The 23,612-nt window shown below is 64.4% G+C and carries 21 protein-coding genes and 2 tRNA genes; 11 read left to right on the top strand and 12 right to left on the bottom strand.

Going from position 1 to position 23,612, the window contains the following annotated elements; translation table 11 throughout:
- The coding region (locus VMS96_14830; GenBank protein ID HVP44702.1) for a TolC family protein at positions 1-185 on the top strand (185 nt) is incomplete at its 5' end.
- A 128-nt stretch (positions 186-313) separates the two neighbouring features.
- Positions 314-1,822: a CoA-acylating methylmalonate-semialdehyde dehydrogenase gene (locus tag VMS96_14825; protein HVP44701.1), complete on the top strand. Its 1,509-nt coding sequence runs from the start codon at positions 314-316 to the stop codon at positions 1,820-1,822.
- 74 nt (positions 1,823-1,896) lie between these two features.
- Here the strand turns inward: VMS96_14825 and VMS96_14820 are convergent, their stop codons facing one another.
- On the bottom strand, positions 1,897-2,931 hold the full coding sequence (locus tag VMS96_14820) for a radical SAM protein (protein HVP44700.1): 1,035 nt from the start codon (positions 2,929-2,931) through the stop codon (positions 1,897-1,899).
- 39 nt (positions 2,932-2,970) lie between these two features.
- On the bottom strand, positions 2,971-4,371 hold the full coding sequence (locus tag VMS96_14815; GenBank protein ID HVP44699.1) for a (Fe-S)-binding protein: 1,401 nt from the start codon (positions 4,369-4,371) through the stop codon (positions 2,971-2,973).
- A gap of 204 nt (positions 4,372-4,575) precedes the next feature.
- Between VMS96_14815 and VMS96_14810 the strand changes: the two genes are divergently transcribed.
- The 4 genes from VMS96_14810 (at position 4,576) to VMS96_14795 (ending at position 7,593) form a co-directional block, all read left to right on the top strand.
- Positions 4,576-5,004 (top strand): archease, encoded by a 429-nt coding sequence (locus VMS96_14810; GenBank protein ID HVP44698.1) that lies wholly within the window; start codon positions 4,576-4,578, stop codon positions 5,002-5,004.
- A gap of 7 nt (positions 5,005-5,011) precedes the next feature.
- Complete coding sequence (locus tag VMS96_14805; GenBank protein HVP44697.1) at positions 5,012-6,463, top strand: RtcB family protein; 1,452 nt, start codon at positions 5,012-5,014, stop codon at positions 6,461-6,463.
- Positions 6,464-6,575: 112 nt separating this feature from the next.
- Positions 6,576-6,782, top strand: a complete 207-nt coding sequence (locus tag VMS96_14800; GenBank protein HVP44696.1) for a hypothetical protein — start codon at positions 6,576-6,578, stop codon at positions 6,780-6,782.
- A 265-nt stretch (positions 6,783-7,047) separates the two neighbouring features.
- The gene (locus tag VMS96_14795; GenBank protein HVP44695.1) at positions 7,048-7,593 is read left to right on the top strand and encodes a PEP-CTERM sorting domain-containing protein; all 546 of its coding nucleotides are present in this window, start codon (positions 7,048-7,050) and stop codon (positions 7,591-7,593) included.
- A 296-nt stretch (positions 7,594-7,889) separates the two neighbouring features.
- Here VMS96_14795 and VMS96_14790 read toward each other — a convergent pair whose 3' ends face one another.
- From VMS96_14790 to VMS96_14755, 8 genes are all read right to left on the bottom strand, one after another.
- Positions 7,890-9,158, bottom strand: a complete 1,269-nt coding sequence (locus tag VMS96_14790) for a glycosyltransferase (protein HVP44694.1) — start codon at positions 9,156-9,158, stop codon at positions 7,890-7,892.
- Positions 9,155-10,696: a trehalose-6-phosphate synthase gene (locus tag VMS96_14785; protein ID HVP44693.1), complete on the bottom strand. Its 1,542-nt coding sequence runs from the start codon at positions 10,694-10,696 to the stop codon at positions 9,155-9,157. The genes VMS96_14790 and VMS96_14785 overlap by 4 nt, the downstream gene beginning before the upstream one ends.
- Positions 10,693-11,502 carry a trehalose-phosphatase gene (gene otsB / locus VMS96_14780; GenBank protein ID HVP44692.1) on the bottom strand — a complete coding sequence of 270 codons (810 nt, stop codon included), beginning with the start codon at positions 11,500-11,502 and terminating at the stop codon, positions 10,693-10,695. Before otsB ends, VMS96_14785 begins: the two co-directional genes overlap by 4 nt.
- Positions 11,503-12,006: 504 nt before the next feature.
- Positions 12,007-13,644, bottom strand: coding sequence for a TIGR00341 family protein (locus VMS96_14775; protein ID HVP44691.1), 1,638 nt, complete (start codon positions 13,642-13,644; stop codon positions 12,007-12,009).
- Between the two features lie 355 nt (positions 13,645-13,999).
- A tRNA-Cys gene (locus tag VMS96_14770) sits at positions 14,000-14,074 on the bottom strand.
- Between the two features lie 216 nt (positions 14,075-14,290).
- Positions 14,291-14,365 (bottom strand) — tRNA-Gly (locus tag VMS96_14765).
- A 17-nt stretch (positions 14,366-14,382) separates the two neighbouring features.
- The gene (locus VMS96_14760; protein ID HVP44690.1) at positions 14,383-15,090 is read right to left on the bottom strand and encodes an ABC transporter ATP-binding protein; all 708 of its coding nucleotides are present in this window, start codon (positions 15,088-15,090) and stop codon (positions 14,383-14,385) included.
- Between the two features lie 127 nt (positions 15,091-15,217).
- Positions 15,218-15,655 carry a response regulator gene (locus VMS96_14755; protein ID HVP44689.1) on the bottom strand — a complete coding sequence of 146 codons (438 nt, stop codon included), beginning with the start codon at positions 15,653-15,655 and terminating at the stop codon, positions 15,218-15,220.
- Positions 15,656-16,033: 378 nt separating this feature from the next.
- On the opposite strand from VMS96_14755, the gene VMS96_14750 reads away from it, so the two are divergent.
- A complete protein-coding gene (locus tag VMS96_14750) occupies positions 16,034-16,462 on the top strand; it encodes a hypothetical protein (protein HVP44688.1) in 429 nt (142 codons plus the stop codon).
- A gap of 18 nt (positions 16,463-16,480) precedes the next feature.
- Here VMS96_14750 and VMS96_14745 read toward each other — a convergent pair whose 3' ends face one another.
- Together VMS96_14745 and VMS96_14740 are read right to left on the bottom strand one after the other, a co-directional pair.
- Positions 16,481-17,134 carry a PilZ domain-containing protein gene (locus VMS96_14745; GenBank protein ID HVP44687.1) on the bottom strand — a complete coding sequence of 218 codons (654 nt, stop codon included), beginning with the start codon at positions 17,132-17,134 and terminating at the stop codon, positions 16,481-16,483.
- Between the two features lie 157 nt (positions 17,135-17,291).
- Complete coding sequence (locus VMS96_14740) at positions 17,292-18,134, bottom strand: hypothetical protein (GenBank protein ID HVP44686.1); 843 nt, start codon at positions 18,132-18,134, stop codon at positions 17,292-17,294.
- A 173-nt stretch (positions 18,135-18,307) separates the two neighbouring features.
- On the opposite strand from VMS96_14740, the gene VMS96_14735 reads away from it, so the two are divergent.
- The 4 genes from VMS96_14735 to VMS96_14720 form a co-directional block, all read left to right on the top strand.
- The gene (locus tag VMS96_14735) at positions 18,308-19,306 is read left to right on the top strand and encodes a PEGA domain-containing protein (GenBank protein HVP44685.1); all 999 of its coding nucleotides are present in this window, start codon (positions 18,308-18,310) and stop codon (positions 19,304-19,306) included.
- 139 nt (positions 19,307-19,445) lie between these two features.
- A complete protein-coding gene (locus VMS96_14730) occupies positions 19,446-19,832 on the top strand; it encodes a hypothetical protein (protein HVP44684.1) in 387 nt (128 codons plus the stop codon).
- Between the two features lie 477 nt (positions 19,833-20,309).
- Positions 20,310-22,751, top strand: a complete 2,442-nt coding sequence (locus VMS96_14725; GenBank protein HVP44683.1) for a protein kinase — start codon at positions 20,310-20,312, stop codon at positions 22,749-22,751.
- A 584-nt stretch (positions 22,752-23,335) separates the two neighbouring features.
- The coding region (locus tag VMS96_14720) for a hypothetical protein (GenBank protein ID HVP44682.1) at positions 23,336-23,612 on the top strand (277 nt) is incomplete at its 3' end.

Below are 23,612 nucleotides of genomic sequence, written 5' to 3'. Positions count from 1 at the left end.
TGCTCGCCCAGGCGAACCTGGCGCTGGAGCTGGCACAGACCCGCTACAACCTCGGCCTCGGCTCCATCGTCGAACTCAGCCAGGCGCAGTTGCAGCAGACCCAGGCGGTCATCGCCGACACCCAGGCCGGCTACGATTACCGCCTGGCAATGGCCACGCTGAAGTTCCAGACTACGGGGTTGTAGCACCGGCCGAGCGCCGATTCTCGCCGAATCAGGGCGACTGCCCCTCGAACGCGGCAGCGATTCCGGATTTGCAATCGCGCCGGAGGGGGAGGAAAATCTCCGCACCCTGTCACCACGGAGCAAGCGATATGGCGACGCAAGTCCAGACCGCGAAGCTGATCGGACACTACATCGGCGGCCGGGCCGAGACCGAGGCTGCCCATTACGGCGACATCTACAATCCGGCGCTGGGCGAAGTCACCGCCCGCATCCCCATGGGCGACGCGCAGGCCGTCGGACGCGCGGTCGAAGCAGGGGTGCGCGCGTTTCCGGCCTGGGCCGCGACCTCGCCACTGCGCCGCGCCCGCGTCATGTTCCGCTTCCGGGAGCTGCTGGAGCGCGACCGGAAGGAGCTCGCCGCGCTCATCACCGCCGAGCACGGCAAGACCCTGGCCGACGCCGAGGGCGAAGTCGTCCGCGGCATGGAAGTGGTCGAGTTCGCCTGTGGCATCCCGCACTTGCTCAAGGGCGAGTACACCGAACAGGTGGCCAGTGGGGTGGACGCCTGGTCGGTACGCCAGCCGCTGGGGGTCGTGGCCGGCATCACGCCCTTCAACTTCCCGGTGATGGTGCCGCTGTGGATGGCGCCGGTGGCCATCGCCTGCGGCAACTGCTTCGTGCTCAAGCCCTCGGAGAAGGACCCATCGCCGTCGGTGAGGATGGCGGAGCTGTTCGCCGAAGCCGGGCTGCCGGAGGGCGTGTTTTCGGTGGTGCAGGGGGCGCGCGAGGCGGTCGAGGCCATCCTGGCGCATCCCGATATCCAGGCCGTCAGCTTTGTCGGCTCGACGCCGGTGGCCAAGGCGGTGTACCAGGGAGCGACCTCGCGCTTCAAGCGCGTGCAGGCGCTGGGCGGGGCCAAGAACCACCTGGTGGTCATGCCCGACGCCGACCTCAACGACGCGGTCAACGCGCTGATGGGCTCGGCCTACGGCTCGGCGGGCGAGCGCTGCATGGCCATCTCCATCGCGGTGGCGGTCGGCGATGTCGCCGAGCCGCTCCTCGAGAAGCTCATTCCCCGGGTGCGGGCGCTGAAGATCGGCCCCGGCATGCAGCCCGAGGTCGAGATGGGCCCGCTGGTCACCCGCGAGCACCATAAGAGAGTCAGCGACTACATCGAAGTTGGCGTCCGCGAAGGCGCCAAGCTGGTGGTGGACGGCCGCGACCTCCGCGTCCCTGGCAGCCAGGGCTTCTTCCTCGGCGGCTGTGTCTTCGACCATGTCACGCCCAAGATGCGGATCTACCAGGAGGAGATCTTCGGGCCGGTGCTGGGCATCGTGCGCGTGCCTGACTTGGCCTCGGCGGTGGACCTGACCAATGCCCACACCTACGGCAACGGGGTCGCTGTCTTCACCGCTGATGGCGGCGCAGCGCGGGAGTTCGGCGCCCGCATCCAGGCCGGCATGGTGGGGATCAACGTTCCCATCCCCGTGCCCATGGCCTTCCACAGCTTTGGGGGCTGGAAGCAGTCCATCTTCGGAGACCACCACATCCACGGCCCGGAAGGCGTGCGCTTCTATACCCGCTATAAGGCGCTGACCTCGCGCTGGCCCGGCGGCAGCAAGCGCGGTCCGGAATTCAAGATGCCGACTCTGGGGTAAGAGCAGAGCTTCGGTAGAGACGGCTGTCAGGCCGTCTCAGGAGACGCCCTCACGGGCGTCTCTACCGGGAGTGTTTACTGCGCCTTCACCGAGAAGAACCCGCTGACGTTCTCCCAAAGCAACTGGGGGAACGTCTTGTCCAGATAGGAGCGGATGGAGACGTAGCACTCGTCGCAATCGTTGACCGGCGTGAACTCCGCTGCCATGCGTCGGTATTCCTCCAGGCTATAGCGATTGAAGACCATGGAGCAGGGCTGGAGCCAGCCGTCCCTGGTCACTACCAGGAAGCGGTGACCGGCCTTGCAGCCCGGCATCCCGCCCTGCTCGAAGAAGCGCCGCGTGGACGCCAGGGTCGAGGGCGAGTTCACGATCCAGTTGCTGGGGTCGCGGCGGGCCTCCACTGCGTCCAGCTCCCGGTTCAGCGTGGCCAGTTGCTCGGGGGTGGTGAGCGAATAATCGCGGCAGCCGGTGCGCTTGGCGGAATACGAGCTGTAGCAGAGGTTCACGCCCCACTCCCGCGCCTTGTCGGCCAGCCGCCCGATCTCGCCCACGTTCTCGCTGGTGATGCAGCAATTCAGCACGATGTCGTCGAAGCCGTGGCGCGCCAGCCGGGGCACGATGTCGCACAGATGGCTGTAGAGTCCGAGATATTGCCGGAACTCGTCGTGCCGCTCGTCGGCGAAGTCCAGGCTGACGGAGAACTGGTCGATACCCGCGTCATGCAGCGCCAGGTACTTCTCCTCGGTCATCTCCGACCAGTTGGAGACCAGGATGGTGTAGGGCACGCCCGAACCGTTCTTGATGGCGCGCACGACCTCCACCACGTCCTTGCGCAGCAACGGCTCGCCGCCCGACACCTGCACCACGCAGGGCCGCAGGACCTCCATGTAGGCGCGGTAGTCGGCGGGCCGGAGCTGGCGCGACTCATCCTTGGGGCCGCCGTGGTCGCAGTGCTTGCAGAAGCAGGTGCAGGAATCGGTGACCTCGAAGGAAACCACGATGGGGCGTCCGGCCGGCCAGTTCCGCGAGCCACGGCCGATGATATGAAGCGAATCTAAGAATGAGACCTTGCGCATCCGTTCGTTGACCTCATAAGTGCGCGGGCTCATCGATGCTAAGCCCGTGTGTGAACTGCTCACAAACAGAAATCATTCAGCGGTTTCCCAATTCAGGAACCCGCGCCGCACCGTCGCCAGCGCGTTGGCGGCCAGCTCCGCCAGCCCGCCGCACAGGATCCGGTTCTGCTCCCAGGGAGCATGCTCGTCCAGCAGGTCGCGCAGCTGTGTCTTGCAGTCGGCGCAGGGCGCGCAAAGATACTTCCGCGTGTCGGCGTCTAGGCACTCGGAGAAAGCGTCCAGCACCTGCTCCATCTTCGTTCGTCCCGAGACCTCGGCCCGCCAGTCGTGGGCGGGCGCGATGCGGGCCAGCCCGCCTCCGCCGCCGCAGCAGTAGTTTCGCTCCCCCCAGGGGTCCATCTCGCGGAACTGCGGGCACAGCCGGCGCAGCGCCTCGCGTTGCGGCTCCACCACTCCGTGCCGCACCAGGCTGCAGGGATCGTGCAGCGTGACCGGGAAATCATTGCGGATGGGATCGAACTCCAGCCGGCCGCTGCGCACCAGGTCGCGGATCAGCGTCACCACGGTTGCGCGCATGACTTGGGGTTCGGCGTGAGTGGTCTCCTGATCGTTAGGACAGAGCGCACGGTACGTCTCGCACGACTCTCCGGCCACGATCTTTTTCGCCTTCAGGCCGCGGGCGACGCGGGCGGCGCGCCGTCCGTCCTCCAGGAGCTGAGCGCCCTCGTGCTCGAAGGTGTCGGCGAGGTCGCCGCCGGCCAGCTCCGACGACATCGTCCACTTGATGCCGGCGCAGGTCAGCAGCAGGGCGGTGGCGCCCACGTTCTCCGGCCACTCGGCGATGCTGGAGGCGGGCTGCAGCAGCAGGACGTCGGCGCCTTCGGCGTCCCACGGGGTGCGCACCTCGAGGCCCGCGCGCCGGCTGGTGTGCTCGTCGATGGCCTTCACATGTTCCTTCAGCCAGGTCAGGTCGGCGCTGCGCGGTTCGATGGGCGCGATCCCCATCTCGCGGAAGACGGCGCGCAACTGGCGGGCGATCAGGGCATGGTCGGCGCCAGAGCAGCTCTGGGCGCAGCGCCCGCAAAGGTTGCAGCTGTAGGCCATCTGCGCCAGGCGCTCAATCCGGGCCCAATCCAGCTCTACGTTCCCGTGCCACCAGGTCGAAAACCGGCCCCCGCCCTGCACATGCTTGTGGTACAGGCGGCGCAGGATGCTGCCCCGCAGCCCCGGGCGCGAGAGTTCGTCGCGCCCGCTGCCCTGGAAGACATGGCAGGCCGCAGCACAGCTCCGGCAGTCCACCGGATGCTGCATGGCGCGCAGCAGGCGGGCCTTGGTCGCAGGGTCCCCGGCGCCCTCGAAGATCCTCCTGATGCCCGCCACGAAGCGGGCGACCAGCTCCTGCTCCTCCGCCGCGCTCTGAGGACGGGGCAGGTTCTGGAGCAGGGGCAGCGGTGGGTGGGCGGCCGGGGTCATGCCAAGGGGAGAGTACCGTCACGCGCGCACACTGCGGTGTGACTGGCGTCACTGCTCAGTGTGCGGCGCGTACACCGCGGGACCTCCGCGGCGACTCGCCTCTTGCGGTTCCCCCCGGCACGGCCCCTCTATTCCCTCCATTGCGCAAGATGGCCCGTGTGCGCCAGTCAGGAGTACAGTTACGGGGTACAGTCAGGCCCTGGCATGGGAGCGCCATCGGTGGGAAGCGAGCCGCCATTCCGCGAGCTGGAGCACACCGCGGACCGGGCGTTTGTGGTACGCGCCCCCACTCTCCCGGAACTGTTTGTGCGCGCCGCTCAGGGACTGTTCTCCCTCGGAGCGGCTGTGGGCGGGGCTGCCCCATCGATCACCCGCACGCTCGAAGTCTCCGGCGCGGACCTTGAGACCATGCTGGTCAACTGGCTCAACGAACTCCTCTACCTCCAGGAAGCGCATGGCGAGACCTACACGCGGTTCGAGATCCACGGGCTCTACGCCCAGGGGCTGCGCGCTACCATCTATGGCGCGCCCTGCGCCGGCGCCCGGCGCGTCATCAAGGCCGTGACCTTCCACGGATTAAAGGTCGAGCGGTCGGCGGATGGGTGGGAAGCGGTCTTCGTCGTCGATGTTTGAGGGGCGCATGGTCGCAAAGTCAGACTTCACGCGCATCGCCGAGAATGTCTGGGAGGTCCCGCGCTCCTATCGTGAGGACATGCGGGCGCCGGCCCGCATCTACGCCGACGATGAGCTGCTGGCGACCGCCCTGGCCGACAAGTCGGTCGAGCAGTTGATCAATTCCGCGACCTTGCCGGGCGTCGTCAAGTACGCCATCGCCATGCCCGACATCCACCAGGGTTATGGATTCCCTATCGGGGGAGTGGTGGCCACGCGGCTTTCCGACGGCGTCATCTCGCCCGGAGGCGTGGGATACGACATCAATTGCGGCGTCCGCCTGCTCGCTTCCGCGGCCCTCTATGAAGAAGTCCGGCCGTTCCTGAAGGAGCTGGCCTCGGCTCTCTACCACAATTGCCCCAGCGGCGTGGGCGTTCACGGCCATCTGAGGCTGAATGACCAGGAACTCGAGCGGGTGATGACCGGCGGCGCCCGCTGGGCGCTCGAGCGTGGGATGGCGCGGGCGGAGGATCTCGCCCGCACCGAGGAGTCCGGGACCATCCGGGGCGCCGACCCCGCCGCAGTCTCGCCACGCGCCCGCGAACGGGGACGCAACCAGATCGGGACCCTGGGCGCCGGCAACCATTTCATCGAGGTGGATCGCGTCGCCGCCATCTACGACGGCCCCGCCGCGGAGCGACTGGGGCTTCTCCCCGACCAGGTGGTGGTGCAGATCCATTGCGGATCGCGCGGCTTCGGACACCAGGTGTGCGAAGACTACGTGCGCGACTTCCAGCCGGTGGTCCGCCGTTACGGCATCGAATTGCCCGACCGTGAGCTGGTCTGCGCCCCCTTCGATTCGCCCGAAGGCCAGGAGTATCTCAGCGCCATGGCCTGCGCCGCCAACTTCGCCTTCGCCAACCGCCAGGTCCTGACCCACCACATCCGCAACTCTTTCGAGGAGGTGCTGGCCGGCCAGGTGCCGGATTTCGACCTCCACCAGATCTACGACATCGCCCACAACATGGCCAAGGTGGAGGAGCACGACGTCGAAGGACATCGCATGCGCGTCTGTGTCCATCGCAAGGGCGCCACGCGCGCCTTCGGGCCGGGCGCGCCCGGTCTGCCCGAGGAGCTGCGCGACCTCGGCCAGCCGGTGCTCATCCCCGGTTCGATGGGAACCGAGTCGTACGTGCTGCTCGGCACCGCCGGCTCCATGCAGCAGACCTTCGCCTCGACTTGCCACGGCGCCGGCAGGCTGCTGAGCCGCTCCAAGTCCAGGAAGCTGGTGCGCGGGGAACGATTGCGCGAGGAGCTTGCCGGGCGGGGCATCGTGGTGCGCGCCGGCTCCATGGCCGACTTCGCCGAGGAGGCGCCACTTGCCTACAAGGACGTGAGCCGGGTGGTCGAGGTGGTCCAGGCGGCTGGCATCGGCAAGAAGGTGGCGCGGCTGGAGCCCGTCGCCGTCATCAAGGGATGACGAGTCTTCTGCGCGGTCACCCCGGCCTGTGCACGAAATCACTGCTTAACAGCCAAGAACCGATTAGCCTGAGCAACAGGTCGGGCGGCACGCCCCCTTCCAGGAGGTCACCATGGAAGTGACGCTCACCAACGAGGAACGGGAACTCCTGATCGAGATCCTGCAGGAACGTCGCGATACTTTCCTGCGCGAGATCAGCCGTTCCACCAGTCACGATTTCAAAGACCTGCTGCGCAAGAAAGAGCGGCTGGTCGAAGCCATGCTGGAGAAAGCCCGCGCCGGCACGCGGTTTCCGGCCGAGATTCAGGACGTGGCCTGAAGAGAGCATCGCTGCTTCTGGCATCGAGTGATCCCAAGGGTAGGGAGTGCTTGTCCCAAATCTGGAGTGGTAACGGTCTGTCCTTCCTGTGCAGGTGATTGCACAGATTCCCGCTCCAACCAAATCTTGATGATGCTGAGCGGTCTGCGCTTGGCGAACCGCCAGGTTGGCAACCAACGTGCGCACATTGTGAGCGGGGACGTGTTGGTTGTCGCGATGGCATCCCCATCGGGAAGGGCCAACGCGTCAGGAAGGAGGAGGTCTCATGAAGCTCAGATACGCCGGGTTAGCTTTCGCAGTGCTGGCGCTGCTGATGCTCGCCATGCCGGCCTCTGCAGACGACTTCATCAACGTTTACGAGAACCCGAACGAGATCAGCGTCACACCGGGCCTCCCCTTCATGGCGTTGGGGGACATCCTGCTGTGCGAGCCGGGATACACCTGCCCGACTTCGGTTCATGGCGCGATCGATCCCAACGATCCGATGTGGAGCGATCTGGTCCGGTTCGCGAACGTTCCGGAACTCGGGGGCTATGTGGTGATCCTGTATTCAGAAGCCATGATCCCCGACTTCATCTACGGGCCGGGCGATATCACCCTGATGATCGCGGACGGCTTCGCCCTGCCGGGGGATTTCATGGGCGACAACTCGGGGCTGGTCATCCCGGAGACGTTCCCATACACCGAATACGCGGTCTATCACATCTATAGCGACGAGTACGAGACGGTACCGGAGCCCGGTACCATGCTGCTGGTTGGCGCCGGACTTTTGGGTCTCGCGAACTCGCTGCGCAAGCGGCCGTCGCACTAGGCCTCCGCGGAGCGAGCCATAAGAGTAAGGTGTTGGGCACGGGCCTTTCGGGCGCGTGCCCTTTCTCTTGGTTCTGATCGAGCAAGGGAGACTGGAGGCGCGGGGCGGAATTTGAGGCGCCTAGCGGGCGTGAGCGAGCCGGCAGGGCGAAAACAGCGCCTGGAACTGATTGCTCTTTCTCCGGTAGCTAGATGCGGGATACCTGCGTCTCGTTCCTGTCCGGGGGAAAGAGCCCTGTGCATTGTCCAAGGGTAGCGAAACCTCCAATCAGCCACTCGCGGCTCGCCTGTACTTCTTCAGGCGTACCCACGATAGTTAAGGCGATAGATCGTCTCGAACGAGGCGAAGAGGTCGAGGTAGTGCTCCACGGACCCACTGAGAAGAAAGTGTTGACGCACGGTCTCCTTGGCCTTGTGGCCGAGCTTCTGGTGCAATGTGTGATCCGTCAGCACCTGGACGATCCGATCTGCCGCCTCCTGCGCTGACGAAACCAAGAACCCGTTGACCCCGTCCTGGATCTGGCAACGGATCCCGCCCACGTTGCCGCCGATCACAGGCGTGCCCTTCCACATGGCTTCGGCCACAGTGAGCCCAAAACCCTCTCGCAGCGACTTCTGCAGTACCACGGCCGCACGACGCTGCAAAGCGTTGACCAACACTGCGTCCTGACAGCTCAGGATCACAACGCGCTCTTCCCTGCAGTTCAAGAGAGACTCAAAGATCGTGTCTCCTTCTGGGTCGTCGGTCGCGACGTTGCCCACCAGGACCAACGTGGAGTCGACCTTTTTCCTGGCGATCCGAAAGGCTTCAATCACTCCCTGGGGGTCTTTCCAGCGGTCGAAGCGAGACACCTGAACGACGAGAGGCAGGTCGGTCGGGATCTTGTATTGTTCCAGGCGGTTATCGATCTCGTCCTCGGTCATCTCTCGATTCTGGGCGGCGAAGGGATCGATTGCGGGAGTGAAGAACACCTGAGGAACGCGAAGCTTCTGCGTGTACTCCTTTATGCTGAAGATCACTGCGTCGTACATCTCCACGAAGCTGGACAGATATTCCCACGACTCCCGGTGAGGGGCGGAAAGGTCGATGTGGCATCGCCAGATCCAGGGTCCCTTCTTGCGGTAATGCCGGATCATAGGGAGGGGTTGGGGATCATGGACGATCACGATATCGTGATTGTCCAAGTGGGTACGATACGCATTCTCGTAGACGACATCTTCATAGATCCGCTTTTCTTCCTCGGAAAAGCTGACATCCGTCCCCTGTAACGCGTTGTGCATCTTCTTGGTGACGGAGAAGAATCCAGGGGCGCCCTGCAGCACACGCCAGCCGGTCTTGATCCCCAGGCTGTTCATGAGCAGTGTCAGCGAGGACAGGATCTGCGCGACCCCACCGCCGTAATACGTGGAATTGACGTTGACGACGTGCAAGTCGCGAAGGGGTTCCGCCTTGCGGCAAATGCGCTCGACAGCCTCCGACCCGATGATGGACTCATAGTCTTCGATCGAGGAGACGGACGACAATCGAGGTCCACGGCTGAGGACCATTTGTTCCAGGGTTTTCATGCTCGAACTCCTTGGCCGCGAAGCCGGTCTGTTCCGCGCCTGGCCATCCCTGCTGAAAAGGGCCCGCCCGTGGCAGCCGAGGGAACGGCGGCGGGTATCGATGCCCGCTCGGCCACCCACGCCTGGTCGCGGCAGCTGCAGAACGCATCGCGCCACCAATAGATGTCTCTCCGGCGGATGAGGGCTCTCGATTTGCGCATCCGCTTCTTCTGTTCCGGTAGAGGCATTTCGCAGGCCCGGCGGATCGCCTCGGCTACCGCGCGTGTGTGATAGGGATTCACCAGAAGGGCGCCCCGATGGAGCTGGAACGCGGCGCCCGCGAACTCGCTGAGGATGAGTACCCCATCGTTATTCACGCGAGCCGCGCAATACTCCTTGGAGACCAGATTCATCCCGTCTTTCAATGGAGTGACGAGAGCGACGTCCGCCGCGCGGTAGTAGGCCAGCAACTCGGCGCGATCGATGTGCCGGTGGATGTAGTGGACGGGCACCCAGCCCGGCTCGCTGAAGTGGCCGTTGATCTCGCTTACCCACCGCTCGATCAATGCCTTCAACTCGCTGTACTTGGGAATCTCCTCCCGGCTTGGCACTACAACCTGGACTAGAGTGATCTTCCTGTGCAGTTCGGTATGCTCCTTGAGCAAATGGCGAAATGCCGCGAGGCGCTCCGGAATGCCCTTCGTGTAGTCGAGTCGATCCACCCCCAGGATGATGTGGCTATCACCCACACTACGAACGATCCCGGCAGCCCTCGCGGAGACGGCATTGTCCGAAGCGCCGTGCGCAAATTCCTCGAAGTCAATGCTGATCGGGAATGCCCCGACCAACGTATTGCGGCCTGGCTCCTCGACGATCAGATGGTCGCCGTGGCCTCTGATCTCGGCTGCTTTGACGAACTGGCGAAGGCAATCGGCGAAGTTCCTCCGGTCGCGCAGGGTTTGGAATCCGACCACATCAAAGTCGAGGAGTGCGGTCAGGATCTCCTCCCTCCAAGGCAGCTTCTCGAAGATGTCTGGGCCGGGGAAGGGAATGTGATGGAAGTAAGCGAGTCGTTCCTGGATTCCGAGTCGGCGAAGGCCGAGGGCGACAGACATCAAGTGATAGTCATGCACCCAGACCAAATCGCCTGGCTGCGCTTCCCGGGCTGCTGTTTCCGCGAATCGGTAGTTCACAGTGAGATAGGTGTCCCAATACGAGGGATCGAAGTTGCACCGCGATTGCAGGTCGTGAAACAAAGGCCACAAGACCTCATTGGAGAAGCCACAGTAGAAACGGGACCGCTCCTCGGGAGTCATGAAGACCGGCTTCAGCGCGAAGTTGCTGTGCTGGGAATGCGCTTCCAGAACGCCATCGATCTCTGGCGAGGCGTCCGTGCCGGTCCAGCCGATCCAGACGCCGGCACAATCGTTGAGCAGGGGTCGCAGCGCTGTAACCAAGCCCCCGGAGGCGGGCTCGACTGTGACTCCGTCCGGGGTCCGATTGATTACGACGGGCAAACGATTGGAAACAACTACCATGCGCTCGTTGTTCATTGTCATGACGCACCTCCGCAGGCGTCGGCCCAGTCGGCGAGGAAGGCGATGACTCCATCGGGAGGCTGAATCCATGCATCGGCAATGGTCGGACGATATTCATGGCGCACCAGTACGCTCAGTCCGTGTCCGCGCAATGCCTCAAAGGCGTCTTCGTCGGTGTGGTCGTCGCCCAGGTATGCGGCGGCCGAATTGCTTCCCATCTCTGCCAATACCGTACGCACCACATCACTCTTGTTTCTACCGGCGACGCGGATCTCCATGCCGCCGTCAAACTTGAGTAGCTGGAGCCCCTTGTGGCTGCGCAGCCTCGACCACACCTTTTCCACACCTTGGGCCACTTGGGTCGCGGCTGAATCCATGCCCCGCCAATGGATGGCAGTCGCTCCAGGCTTGAACTCCAGCAGGTCAAAGAGTCCCTGCTGGCGGAGCATTCTGTTAGCCTCCGAGATCTGGCCCACAGCAGCCTCATCCAAGTACGGCAGCTCGTACGTGCCGTCGGAGTGAAGGCGGGACAGACCGTGGCATCCCCAGACCTCGATGTTCCGTAGGCCCAGGAGGACCGCAGCCTCATAGGCGCGACGACCCGTGACTACCACGAGACGAGTATTCGTAGAGTTCCGGATCCGATCGAGCAGAGCCGGAATCGCAGGATAAGGAGCAGCGCGGTGGCGATCTACGGAGAATGGCGCCAGCGTGCCATCGTAGTCCAAGAGAAGTACGCGAGAAGGGGCGTGCGCGACTCTCGCAAAGAAGTCGGAGACCTCGTGGGGAGTCGTTTCGAAGACATCTAGTGCTTCAAGGTGCGGCATGAGTCCTCCATCCAGTGCATGGGCTCAGAACCAAAGCCGTTGAAAGGCATGGCTGCTAAAGCGAAAGGTTCGACTTCACTCTAGGCAACGACAGCGGAAGGGAGACTTGCTAGCAAAGACGCGTGCAATTCAGGTCGACGAGTTCTGGCGCGGGGAGCAAAGCACAAACCGGTTCGATGACCCTGGGGAAGGACGAAACCACGCGACTGAAAAGGCCCGTAAGGATGGTCCCAGCTAAAGCCAGAATGGCGAACAGTGCGTTCGCCAACTGCAGGGCTCTCAAGGCAGTCGGTTCGAGATCCACCGCGGGAGAGACGAAGATGGCTATCACGCTCAAGAGCAACATGATAACCGCACCGAGCTCGATGCTATTCTTCACTAATTGTAATATTATCATATACTTATATGGATTTCAAGGAGAATCGACACTCCTATGTGCCCTTAGGTTTGGAAACCTGGGAGGAAGATCCGGCGGGGTTCGATTTGCACGTTAAGCATTACCGATCAGTCGTGACCGCTCGCTGGAGTGGCTGGAGGGCTGCTGCCTTCCGCCTCGCTCCGGGGCTCGACCTTGATTCTCTGCACGGGCACTATGGCGAGGGCGTTGTCGCCTACCGGAGGGCGCAGGTCCACGTCAACCCCTGCGCGTGGGATTTCGGAGTGCAACACGGCGACGCGCCTTGCGGCCAGGGCCTGATCGACGCCGGTGGACGGTACGAAGGCCACGCTCATGTCCTTGGGAAGCGCGGCGCTGAACGCGCGGACCCGGCGGAAGAGCGCACTCGAGGGTCGCACCTCCTTGGCGTGGTAGACGACTACGAGCGTCCCTCCGGTCACGCTCACGGTCACGTTCATCCGTACCGGCGCGGTGACCTCCTTGCCCAGCCCGGCGGCCGCGACCATCCACATGTCCACGGGAGTGACCTGGGGCGCCTGGGCCGAGGCGTTGACCTCCACAGAGCCGTCGGACGCCTTCCCCACCGATTGGATCTGCGCGGTCACTCCGGCCGCCCCCACCAGCGACCGCAGCGACTTCTCCAATCGCTGCTGCGCGCTCTCGATCTCGGCCGCGGGAGACGGCGGCTTGGCGATGGTCGCAGGCCGGACCAAGCCGGCCGCCAGAAAATCGTGGATCACCTGTTCCGTGCTGGCGGGTCTGCGCGCCAGTTGCAGCTGCTGGACCTGGAAGTCGACCGGGGACTGGATCCTGTGCTCAATGGCCGTGCGCAGCCGCTCAATCTCGGCGGGCTCAATGAATTGCGCGGTCTGGACGGCGGCAGTCACGTGCACTTTGCCGTTGCGCAACTCGACGCTGAGCGAATCCAGCTGGCGCTCGGCCGGGGGATGAATGGCGCTTCGCAGGACATCTCGCACTTGGCCGCGGATCCTAGCCTGTTCGGAAGCATGCAAAAGGGTCCGCATGAGCGGTATGGAGATGACGAGGAGGAGGGCGGCTGCGATGGCGATGCGCCAGCGGACCAACAGCAGGTGTCTCTCCCCGAAGCGTTCGACCTCGGGTCGAAACCCGATCAGCAGAAAGACCAGGCTGGCGCTGAGGACGATGGCGGTGAAGTTGGTGAAGAACAGCATGAATGCTCCACTGGCGACCGTCCATTGCCGCGTCCCGATGCCATAACCCACCGTGGCCAGCGGAGGCATGACGGCGGTGGCGATGGCGACCCCGGGCAGGATGGTGAACGCGGTCTTCCGGGAGGCGAGGGCAACCGTTCCCGCTAGGCCCGAGAAGAACGCGATCAGCAGGTCCATGAGATTCGGATTCGTCCGCGCGAGGATCTCCGGAGTCGTCTCCCGCAACGGCGAGAGGTGGGTCGCGACGACTGCGATCACAACGACCTCTCCGACACTCAGCACCAGATTGCGGGTCGCCTTCTTCCCCAGGGACCACTCCGCCGTCGTGAGCGCCAGACCGCACGCAAGGATGGGGCCCATGAGGGGCGAGATGAGCATCGCGCCGATGATCACGGCGGGGCTGTTCAGGAGGAGGCCCATCAGCGCGATGAGACAAGCAAAGACCATCATCGCGAAGTACACCGCGTCGAACTGGCGCCCTTCGTAGGCCTCCTGATAGATGACCTCTGGCGCCTTGAACAACGTCGCTGCAGCGGCAGGCGCAGTACTCATAGCAAGCCTCCCAGGGGATGAGAACAGTCTAGAGCAATCGGGCAGCGCTCCGGGGAGACCATTCGCTGCCATCAACGCCTGCCGGCGTTTGAGATCCCTTGCCCCACACCATCTCTCAATAAGCGCGACCAGCCACATGTCCGCGCGGATCTGGGCGTACCCGTCAAGATCGCACAGAAGCAACTTGGGCACGCAGCAATCAAGACCACGCTCAACGTTTACACTCACGCCATTCCAGAGACTCACCGACGCGCAGTCGAGGACCTGGACCGCGTTTTGTTCCCAAGTGTTCCCAAGTTGGTGGGGACGGCAAAACCGAAAGGAGCGCTAATCCAATGATTCTGAAAAGGAAGGTTGGAGGCGCGGGGCGGAATCGAACCGCCGAATAAAGGTTTTGCAGACCTCTGCCTTACCACTTGGCTACCGCGCCCCTGTTTTGAAAGAACCGAGCAGATGCTTCGCTGCGCTCAGCATCTCGCCTGCGGGCTCCCGCTCCCCTCCCCTTCGTTTCGCTCAGGGTCGAATCGCTCACGCCCGCAAACCGGCTCGACTTGGCTACCGCGCCCTGATCAACCAGGACAGCTTTACGTTAGCGCTCGTCGGCCCCAGACAGCAAGCCCCCGCGCGCGGCGAGGGCTCGGAATCCTGGAGCGGGAGACGGGATTTGAACCCGCGACTTCGACCTTGGCAAGGTCGCACTCTACCGCTGAGTTACTCCCGCTTGAAAGCCCGATTATATCAAACCGGCTGGTGCGGGCTCCATTGCGGGTCCTGCTCCGGCGGCACGATATGGCCGTCGCGCATGTGCACGATCACGTCGCCGTAGGCCGCGGCCTCGGGGTTGTGGGTGATCATGAGCACGGTCTGGCCCAGCTCGCGGTTGGACTGGCGCAACATCTTGAGCACGATGGCGGAGTTCTCCGAATCGAGGTTGCCGGTGGGCTCGTCGGCCAGCACGATGGCCGGGCGGTTGATCAGGGCCCGCGCCAGCGCCACCCGCTGCTGCTCGCCCCCGGAGAGCTCCGACGGGCGGTGGCGCAGCCGGTCGCCGATCCCCAGCAGTCCGGTGATGCGCTCCAGGTGCGCGCGGTCGAGCTCGCCACCGGCGATGTCGTGCGCGATCTCGATGTTGCCCATCGCGTCCAGGGTGGGCAGCAGGTTGAATCTCTGGAAGACGAAGCCGATCTTGCGCTTGCGCATGGCGGTGCGCTGCGCGTCCGACATCTGTACGAAGTCCTCGCCATCCACCACCACCCGCCCGCTGGAGGCGCGGGTCAGCCCCCCCAGGATGTAGAACAGGGTGCTCTTGCCGCTGCCCGACGGCCCCACGATGGCGATGAACTGCCCTCGCTCCACCGCCAGCGACACCCCGCGCAAGGCGGGCACGTCCACCTTGCCCACCCGGTACACCTTGGTCACGTTTTCGGTCTGGATGATGGCCGCCATGCGAATCTGCGAGTGTACATGAGGGATTTGTGATTTGTAATTTGTGATTTGCGATTTGAATAAGAAAAGGCGCGACGAATCGCGCCTACTCACCAATCACCAATCACAAATCTGAAATCACCAATCCTTACGATGCCGCCACGAAGGATCGGGGCGCGGCCGCTGCGGGCTGCGCCGGCAGCGGGTTCGCGCGCTTGGGGCCGCGCTTGCGCACCAGCAGCAACCGGATGCGCTCCAGCAACTCGGTAGCGGCATACATCCCCTTGGGCAGGAAGACGTCGGCGCGGGTGTCGCGCTCGTACACTTTGACGGTGCCGGAGAACAGGATGGCCGGGGTCTGGGGCGAGATGGCCTTGACGTGCTCGATCAGGGCGGTGCCGTCCAGGCCGGGCATGATCAGGTCGCTCAGCACCAGGTCCACGCCGCCCCGCTGGAAGGCTTCCAGGGCGTCGGCGCCGTTACTGCAGGCGATCACCCGGTAGCCGCGGGTCTCCAGCATGACTTTGCGGATGGAAAGGCACTGTTCGTTGTCGTCGATGCAGAGAATCGTCCTCTTCGCCTTCATGAACGCTCCGAGAAGATCTTCGCGCCCAGGCGGCGTCGAGTTCTTCCTCGTCGATGGATTTTTTTGGGTTACGGAATCGCGTAGAGCGGGGGTGATACTACGCAGCCTTTCGCCGCCTGTAAAGTGTTTCGTACGACAACAGCGATCTTCGCGCAGACTTTTCTTAAACGTCCTCGCGATACCGTTCGGTGCGGCCCTTGCGCCGTTCCGGGATTCCCGCGGTGGGCTTCCACATTCCTTCCACCGCCGTCCACAGTGACCTTTCGGTAACGTGCAGCGCGCATGGTGCAGCTCCGCGAGCCCTCAGCCCTCGTTCCTTGCTGGTCACTGACGTGGCGTTCACTGCCGGCTCATACTTCGTACTTAGGAGGCGCTGCCATGGGCGTGCGCTGGACTTCCTCCGCCACCATCCTCGAGTACCCGCTGGTCGCGATCGCGCTCGGCCCCGACCCGGCGAGCAATGAGCTCCGCGGGCACGCGCGCGGCATCATCGCCATCGGCGACATCGCCACCGGCGTCATCGCCCTGGGCGGCCTTTCCTACGGGGTGGTCGCTCTCGGCGGGCTGGCCCTGGGCCTGCTCGCATTCGGCGGCCTGGGGATCGGCGTCCTGGCGTTTGGCGGCTTGGCGCTCGGTTACATGGCGACCGGAGGCCTGGCGGTGGGTTACGTCGCGATCGGAGGCTGTGCCGTCGGCTACTACGCGGTGGGCGGTGCGGCCTTCGGCAAGTACGTCATCGGGCCTCTGCATCGCGACCCCGAGGCGGTGGAGTTCTTCCGCCGGCTGTTGGGCGGCCTGCGTCGCTAAGCCCTGAGCGTCGGGGGATCAGTAAGCGCGCTTGCTCTCTTCCGGGAAGTCGATGTCCCAGAATGGCTGCTCATCCACGAACTCGAAGCCGAGTTCCGCCAGCTGGTCGGCCTGCCACACCTGTTGGAAGACCACCCGCGCCTTCGCCTCGATGTCGTGCTCCGGCCAGCGCAGGTAGAACTCCTGTCCCACGGCGAACGGAGTGCGGCAGACCAGCAGGCCCCCGTTGCGGCTGGCCAGCACGGTCATGGCCGGTTCTTCGCCCGCATCCACCGACGGACGCACCTTCAAGTGCACCCGATAGGGGATGCGCCCGCTGCGCCGGTTGTAGCCCAGCGCCTTCTGGGTGAAGCGCTCCAGCTCCTGCCGCGATTCGCCGTCCAGGTCGGTGAACTGGATGCCGTACTTCTTGCCCGGCACCGCGAACGCCACCCGCCCGAAGGCCCGGATGGCATGCCCGTTGGGCAGGCTGAAGAGCATGGCCACTTCGGTGCTGTGGTCGAAGGGCTCGCGGCAACTGGCCAGCATCCCGCCCAGGCTCACGTTCTCGATGTTGCCGACGATGGGCGCTCCCTGGGTATAGCGAGCGTGGATCTCGACCGGGGTCGTGATGGGCACGCGCGGATGCCTGCGCGCGACGTGCCACTGCTCGATGGATGGCTTGGTTGCCATAGGAGTCCGCGCTGGTCTCCATTGTACGACGCCGGACCCTGCCCTCAAATCCCCATCGTTCCGGGTCCGCGTCGTTCCCTCGGACATCCCTCCCTGTACCTCTGTGCACCGCGGAGGTGACCTGGCGTGGAGGCGGGTCTTTGACCCGCGCCCACCATTAGCGCGCCGCGCCCAGCGGGTGCTCGAAGCTCAGATACAGGAAGATGCCTTTCTCCCCCGCGCTCGGCCCCACCCCGATCGGCACGCCGACGCCGGGGACGATCTGCAGTCCGTTCTTGAAGTTGTAGGCCCAGCGCATGCCGGGATTCAGCAGCAGGGAACGCACCGCGACGGTCGTGTCCGGGCCGGCCACCGCCTGCGACGCGTTCCACACCGTCTCCAGCAGCACGTTGAAGCGCGGATGCGCCAGCCAGACGACGCTCTGCCCCAGGTTGTAGCCGATGACCGCCGCCCGGTCCGTGCCCGCGCCCCGCGCCGACGGGACAAAAGTCGCGCCCGCGTTCCAGTGCGTCACCAGGTGGCGGTCCACCACCACCACGCTGGCGGGCAGGCTGATCTGCAGCCCGGGGCCCCCGAAGCCGCGTCCCTGGCTGGCCGACCCCGTGGGCAGCAGCAGGCTCAGCCGCGGCGCCACCGCCACCCGCGCCTCGCCGTTCCCCACCAGCTGATAGCGGTAGTTGAAGAAGCAATCGCCCATGCCGGTGCTGGAGTCGCCCGGGCTCACCAGGTTGATGGTGGCGCTCAGTTGGTGCTTCTCATGGCCGGGCACCGGCCATTCTTCGGTGAAGCTGTAGCCCCAGTCGCGGCTCGGCCACAGCCGGCTGAAGCCGCTGATGTGCTGGATGACGCCCTTCTCCTGGTTGTAGGCCTCCTCGATCAGGAAGCTGTTGTCCTGGATGCCCTTCGGCTCCTGCTGCGCCTGTCCGGGGAGAACGGCCAGAAACAAAGCAGCGGCCAGCAGGAGGCGGCGGGAAGAGAGCGAGGATGTCCTTCGTCCCATCAACGGCAGGTAATTGTAATTCCTGCATGGTACAGCCGAGGGCGCTCGTCCCGCGCGCCCTTCATCGCCATCCCACCTTGCGCAGCCACTGTTCGTATTGCCGCTAATACGCCTCCCACGATTGCCATGCCACTGCCCCGGAGAGCACAATATCAGCACTTATCCGCCGCGACATGCGCCTCTTTGTCGGTCTCCTGGGAATCGTCGCGCTGCTGGCGCCGCCGAGCGCCGCGTCGCCGCCCGCGTCTCCATTGCGGGTCGGCTTGCACGTCCCCGATTCGGTCGCCTTGTACGGTCCGCGGTACGAAGGCGGTGCCTGGGAAAGCAGGTTCGGCGCCCGCCTGAAGCAGGAACTCGAGGAGCAGCTGCGCGCGGCTTTCGCCGGGGTCGAACTGCTCTCGTCCTTCCCGCCCAGCCAGGAGACCCCCGGCCTCGACGCCTACCTCGTGGTCGAGCAGGCGGTGGCGCGCTTTTACGGGCGCGGCGCCATGACCGCCGAGGCGCAGGCCACGGTCTCGGTCTTCAACGCCGCCCGCGAACCGGTCAAGGACATCCCGCTTTCGTCCGAGTACGTGGTCTCGTACACCAAGGACACGCAGCCGGCCCGCTGCGATGCCGCCGTGCAGGAGGTGGTCCGCAACCTGGCGTCCCAGCTCATCTCCGCGCTCCTGGATCCGGAACTCCAGGGCCGCCTACAACGCAGCGCGGAAGCCGAGCGTGCCCGGCGTGAACGTCCCTCCGCGCCCGCGCCGCCGCCAAAGGTATTCGGCCGGCTCGTTCTGACTACGACGCCCGCCGGGGCGACGGTCTTCCTCGACGACGAGTACTGGGGCGAAAGCAACGCGGAGGGCAGGCTGACCATCGCCGGAGTCCCCGCCGGCGCCCACACCCTGAGAATGAAGATGTCCGGCTTCAAGGAGCTGACCCAGGCGGTCACGGTGGTCGCCGGCGACAACCCGGTCGCGCTCCAGGCGGAGGTGGCGCCGCCCAAGCCGCTGCGCGAAGCCGAGATCGAGGAAGCGCTGCGCTACGACCTTCCCAAGGCCCGGCTCAAGGCCCTGATCGCCGAGTACGGCGTGGACTTCGCGCTCACCAAGGCGGCCGAACTCCGCCTGCTCGACGCCGGCGCCGACAAGGAGATGCTGGAGCTCATCGCCCGCAGCAAGCGCTGACACCGAGCTTGCCGCCCGAGCACCCCGAGCGTGTAAGAATTACCCGGTCGCTGGGGCGACCGAAATCAGACAACTCATTGAACAGGAATGGCTTACCTGCGGCACGCCGCGTGCTCCGGATACCCGCAGGAGAGCACACATGAGCACACGATGGCTCACCCTATTCGCCCTGATGGCCCTGGCCTTGGCCACCCCCGCCCTGGCCGATAACGGCAAGGCCAAGGCGAAGCATGTCAACCACCGCTTCGACGACGACGATCGCAAGGGCGGGCGGGACCACGACCGCGACGACGACCGCTGGGAGCGCCGCGACGGATACGAGTATCGCGTCTTCCGCGACCGCGACGACCGGCCCCCGGGCTGGAGCCGCGGCAAGAAGACCGGCTGGGGCAACTGTGGACTCCCTCCGGGCCAGGCCAAGAAGTACGGCTGCCGCACCTACACCTATCGCGGACGTCAGCACTACTACTACCGCGACGAGCGGGGCAACCTCTTCGTCCGTCGCCCGGTCATCGTGGTGCGCTGAGTGGATGATCACGAGCAAGGCGCGCACCCGCGCGCCTGCTCTTCGGTGGAAGCCCCGGCCTTTTAGGCCGGGGTCCAGTCGGGCCCCCTTTTGTTTGTCATCCCGAGGAGTCCCGCAGGGACGACCGAGGGACCTTGCGTCGTGCAGGAAGCGGCGCAGGATGTGAGGAGGTTATGGCGAAAGTCATCGAGATCTACGTGCCGCCGTCATTCAAGCGGCCCCAGAAATGGATATCCCCGGAACACGCCGGCAAGGTCATCGAGTTCCCGCTGCCCGCCAAGCGCAGCGCGTGACGGCGAGGTTTCCCGCTAGCGACCAACGCCCAACCACCAGCCCACGACCTGCGACTCACGACCTGCGACTTGCGGCCCACGACTTGCGACCCGCTCTGCCCACGACCGTTTTCAGCCCAGCGCTGAACCCAGCGCGCCATCCGGCTTGCGCCCGGGTGCGGAACGACATACCATCGCTGGACTCGTGATCGGCCGGACGGTTTCCCACTATCGCATCGTGGCCAAGCTCGGCGGCGGCGGCATGGGTGTGGTTTTCGACGCTGAGGACCTCAAGCTGCCGCGCCACGTTGCCCTCAAGTTCCTGCCCCAGGAAATGGTCAGCGACGTGGCCTCGCTGGAGCGTTTCCGCCGCGAAGCCTTCGCCGCCTCCTCGCTGAACCACCCCAACATCTGCACCATCTACGAGGTCGACGATTCCGGCGGCGAGCCCTTCATCGCCATGGAGATGCTGGAAGGGCAGACACTCAAGCACTTGGTCACCGGCAGGGCCTTGGAGCTCGGTCAGGTACTGAGCATCGGCATCGAGGTCGCCGACGCGCTCGACGCCGCCCATGCCCGCGGCATCGTGCATCGCGACGTCAAGCCGGCCAACATCTTCGTCACCACCCGGGGCCACGCCAAGGTCCTCGATTTCGGATTGGCCAAAGTCGCCCCCCAGAAGAAAGCCTCGACTCCGGTACCAGCAGCGGCACAGACCGCCGCCACCGCCTCGGTCGCGATTGCCGAAGAGCACCTCACCAGTCCCGGGGTGGCGCTCGGCACCGTCGGGTACATGTCTCCCGAACAGGTGCGCGGCCGGGAACTGGACGCCCGCACCGACCTGTTCTCCTTCGGCGTGGTGCTGTACGAGATGGCCACCGGCACCCTTCCTTTCCGCGGCGAAAGCTCGGGCGTGATCTTCGAAGCCATCCTCAACCGCACCCCGGTCTCGCCGGTGCGCTTGAATCCGGAAGTGCCGCCCGAACTGGAGCGCATCATCAACAAGGCCTTGGAGAAAGACCGCGAGCTGCGCTACCAGCACGCATCCGAGATCCGCGCCGACCTGAAGCGCCTGAAGCGGGAGCTCGATTCGGGCGGCAGCGCTGCCGTGCCCGTCGATGAGACGGCGCCCGACCTCAGCAAGCCCCCCTCACCCGCCAGTGGCACGGCCGCGATGGCGGCCAAGAGTTCCGCCAAGATCTGGATAGGCGCGCTCGCTGCCATTGTGGTGGTCGCCGCGGTGGTGGGCGGGTTCCTGTGGCGGGGATTGTCGGCGAAGAGCATCGGCTCCGTGGCGGTGCTGCCCTTCGTCAACGCCACCTCTGATGCCAACAATGAGTTCCTCAGCGACGGCTTGACCGAAGATTTGATCGGCACCCTCTCCCAGTTGCCCAACATGAAGGTGATGGCGCGCAGCACCGTCTTCCGCTTCAAGGGCAAGGAAGACGACCCCGTCAAAGTCGGGCAGACGCTCAAGGTGGACGCGGTGCTCACCGGGCGCATCACACGTCGCGGAGACGCCCTTAACATCTCCACCGACCTGGTCAACGTGGCCGACGGCACCGAGATCTGGGGGGCGCAGTACACGCGCAAGACGGCGGACGTCTCCACACTCCAGGAAGAGATCACGCGCGACGTGGCCGCCCGGCTGCGCTCCAAGCTCAGCGGCGAACAGCAGAAGCAGATCGCGCGCTCCACCACCGCGAATTCCGAGGCGTACCAGCTATACCTGAGGGGCCGATACCACTTTAATCTGCGCGGCAAGGAAAACATTCTGGCGTGCATCGATCTGTACAAGCAGGCCATCGCTGCTGACCCGACCTATGCGCTTGCGTATGCCGGCTTGGGCAATGCCTACACCATCTCCCCGCCCTATGTCGGGACGGAATCGCGACAGGCCAATGTTCTGGCCTTGGCGGCGGCCCGCAAGGCAGTCGAACTCGATCCCCTGCTGGCGGACGCGCACGGCGCGCTGGCGGCCGCGCTTATCAACGATTACAAATGGGTGGAGGGGGAGCACGAGTTCAAACGAGCTCTGGAGCTGGCCCCCAACGATGCCCACCTCCATTACTTCTACGGTTTCCAGTACCTGATGGCGATGGGCCGCATCGAAGCCGCCGTGAACGAGCTGCGCAGCGCCCTGCTTTTGGACCCGCTGTCTCCTATCCTGAACGTCAACTATGGTTATGTGCTGTACGTGGCCCACCGCGACGACGAGGCTCTCAAGCAGTTCCGCAAGAGCACTGAACTCGACCCGAATTTCCGTGTGGCGCGCCGCAAGTTTGCCTACTTGTACGCCGCCCGAGGTGAGTGGGAGCAGGCGACCAAAGAATACCGGAACGCGACAGCCGGCATCATCGATAAGCCCGAGCAGACGCCCCTGTCCGCCCGCAACGCCCAGGGCTTTGCCGAACTACAGCGGGAGGTGTTGCGGCAGTTGGGGAAAGCCGGTCACACCCCGGAAACCTGGTGGGCCCTCAGTTATGCCGTCGGCGGCGACCGCGACCAGGCCATCGCGTGGCTGCAGAAAGCCGTGGCCAATCACGACAGCGAACTCGCATACGAGATCCGCAATCCCTTGCTTGATCCTCTGCGCTCCGATCCGCGTTACCTCGAGATGATGCGCGGCATCGGCCTGCCGCCGTAGAAGGTTCGGGTCGCCGGCCTCTGGCAGTCTTGCCAGTTCCTCATCGCTTCGCCCCTTGGTTGAATGGACGTCAGCCGAGGTCTTGCGAGGTTCGAGATGAGGAAGATCGCAGCTACCCCCACCGCGCTGGAAAGAGAATGGGCCTACTTCTTGTGGGCGCTGTTCGCTACCGCCGCGGTACGGTTCGCATTGATGAAGCTGGCGGAGTAGCGGGCCGCTGTGCGGGTTCCGCGAAACGCGAAACCTCTAAGCCCGAAACCTTGCTTGGCTCGGCTCCCTGCTCACCCAACCGCACCGCCCCCGCTCGCCTACACGAATAGCTTTCAGCCAATCCAGAAACGGGCTAAAATCCGGGCAAATGACAAACATACTTTGGGTTGCTGCCAACATTCTTTTCGATCTTGAGACGGGAAAGACCACGCAAGTCCTGCTCCTCGCCAACAGGGAAGAAGATGCCACTACGTTTAACAAAGAAGAAGCGGACACTTATCTCAGCTTTGTGAAGCGCAGGGCCAGCAACATCCAATGGTCTAAGCACTCATCGACACAAAGGGCCGGAATGTTCGTCATTCGGGGTGTTCAGAATGTCTAGCGTCCGCCTACCGAAGGAAATAACCGACAAAATACGTGCTGCGAATATCCAGGCGAAACGGCGGCGGCCAGTCAAGCTGTCAAAGAAAGCCAAGAAGTTGCTCGCCCTGGTGCCTCCGGAAGGCGTATTCATCGGTAACCGAACTCTGCAGCGCAGGTCGAAGTTAGGGAGGAGCTACTGGAAAGCGCAAAAGCAGTTAGTTGACGGTGGCTATCTCTCAAGAGGAAAGGGGCGCGGGGGAAGTGTAGCCCGGTTGACGGTTAAAGCCG

Source organism: Terriglobales bacterium (genome assembly GCA_035543055.1).
In the GTDB taxonomy this organism is placed as follows: Bacteria; Acidobacteriota; Terriglobia; order Terriglobales; family Acidobacteriaceae; genus JAIQFD01.
Note: the sequence above shows the minus strand (reverse complement) of the source record. Positions and strands in the feature narration are given on the sequence as shown.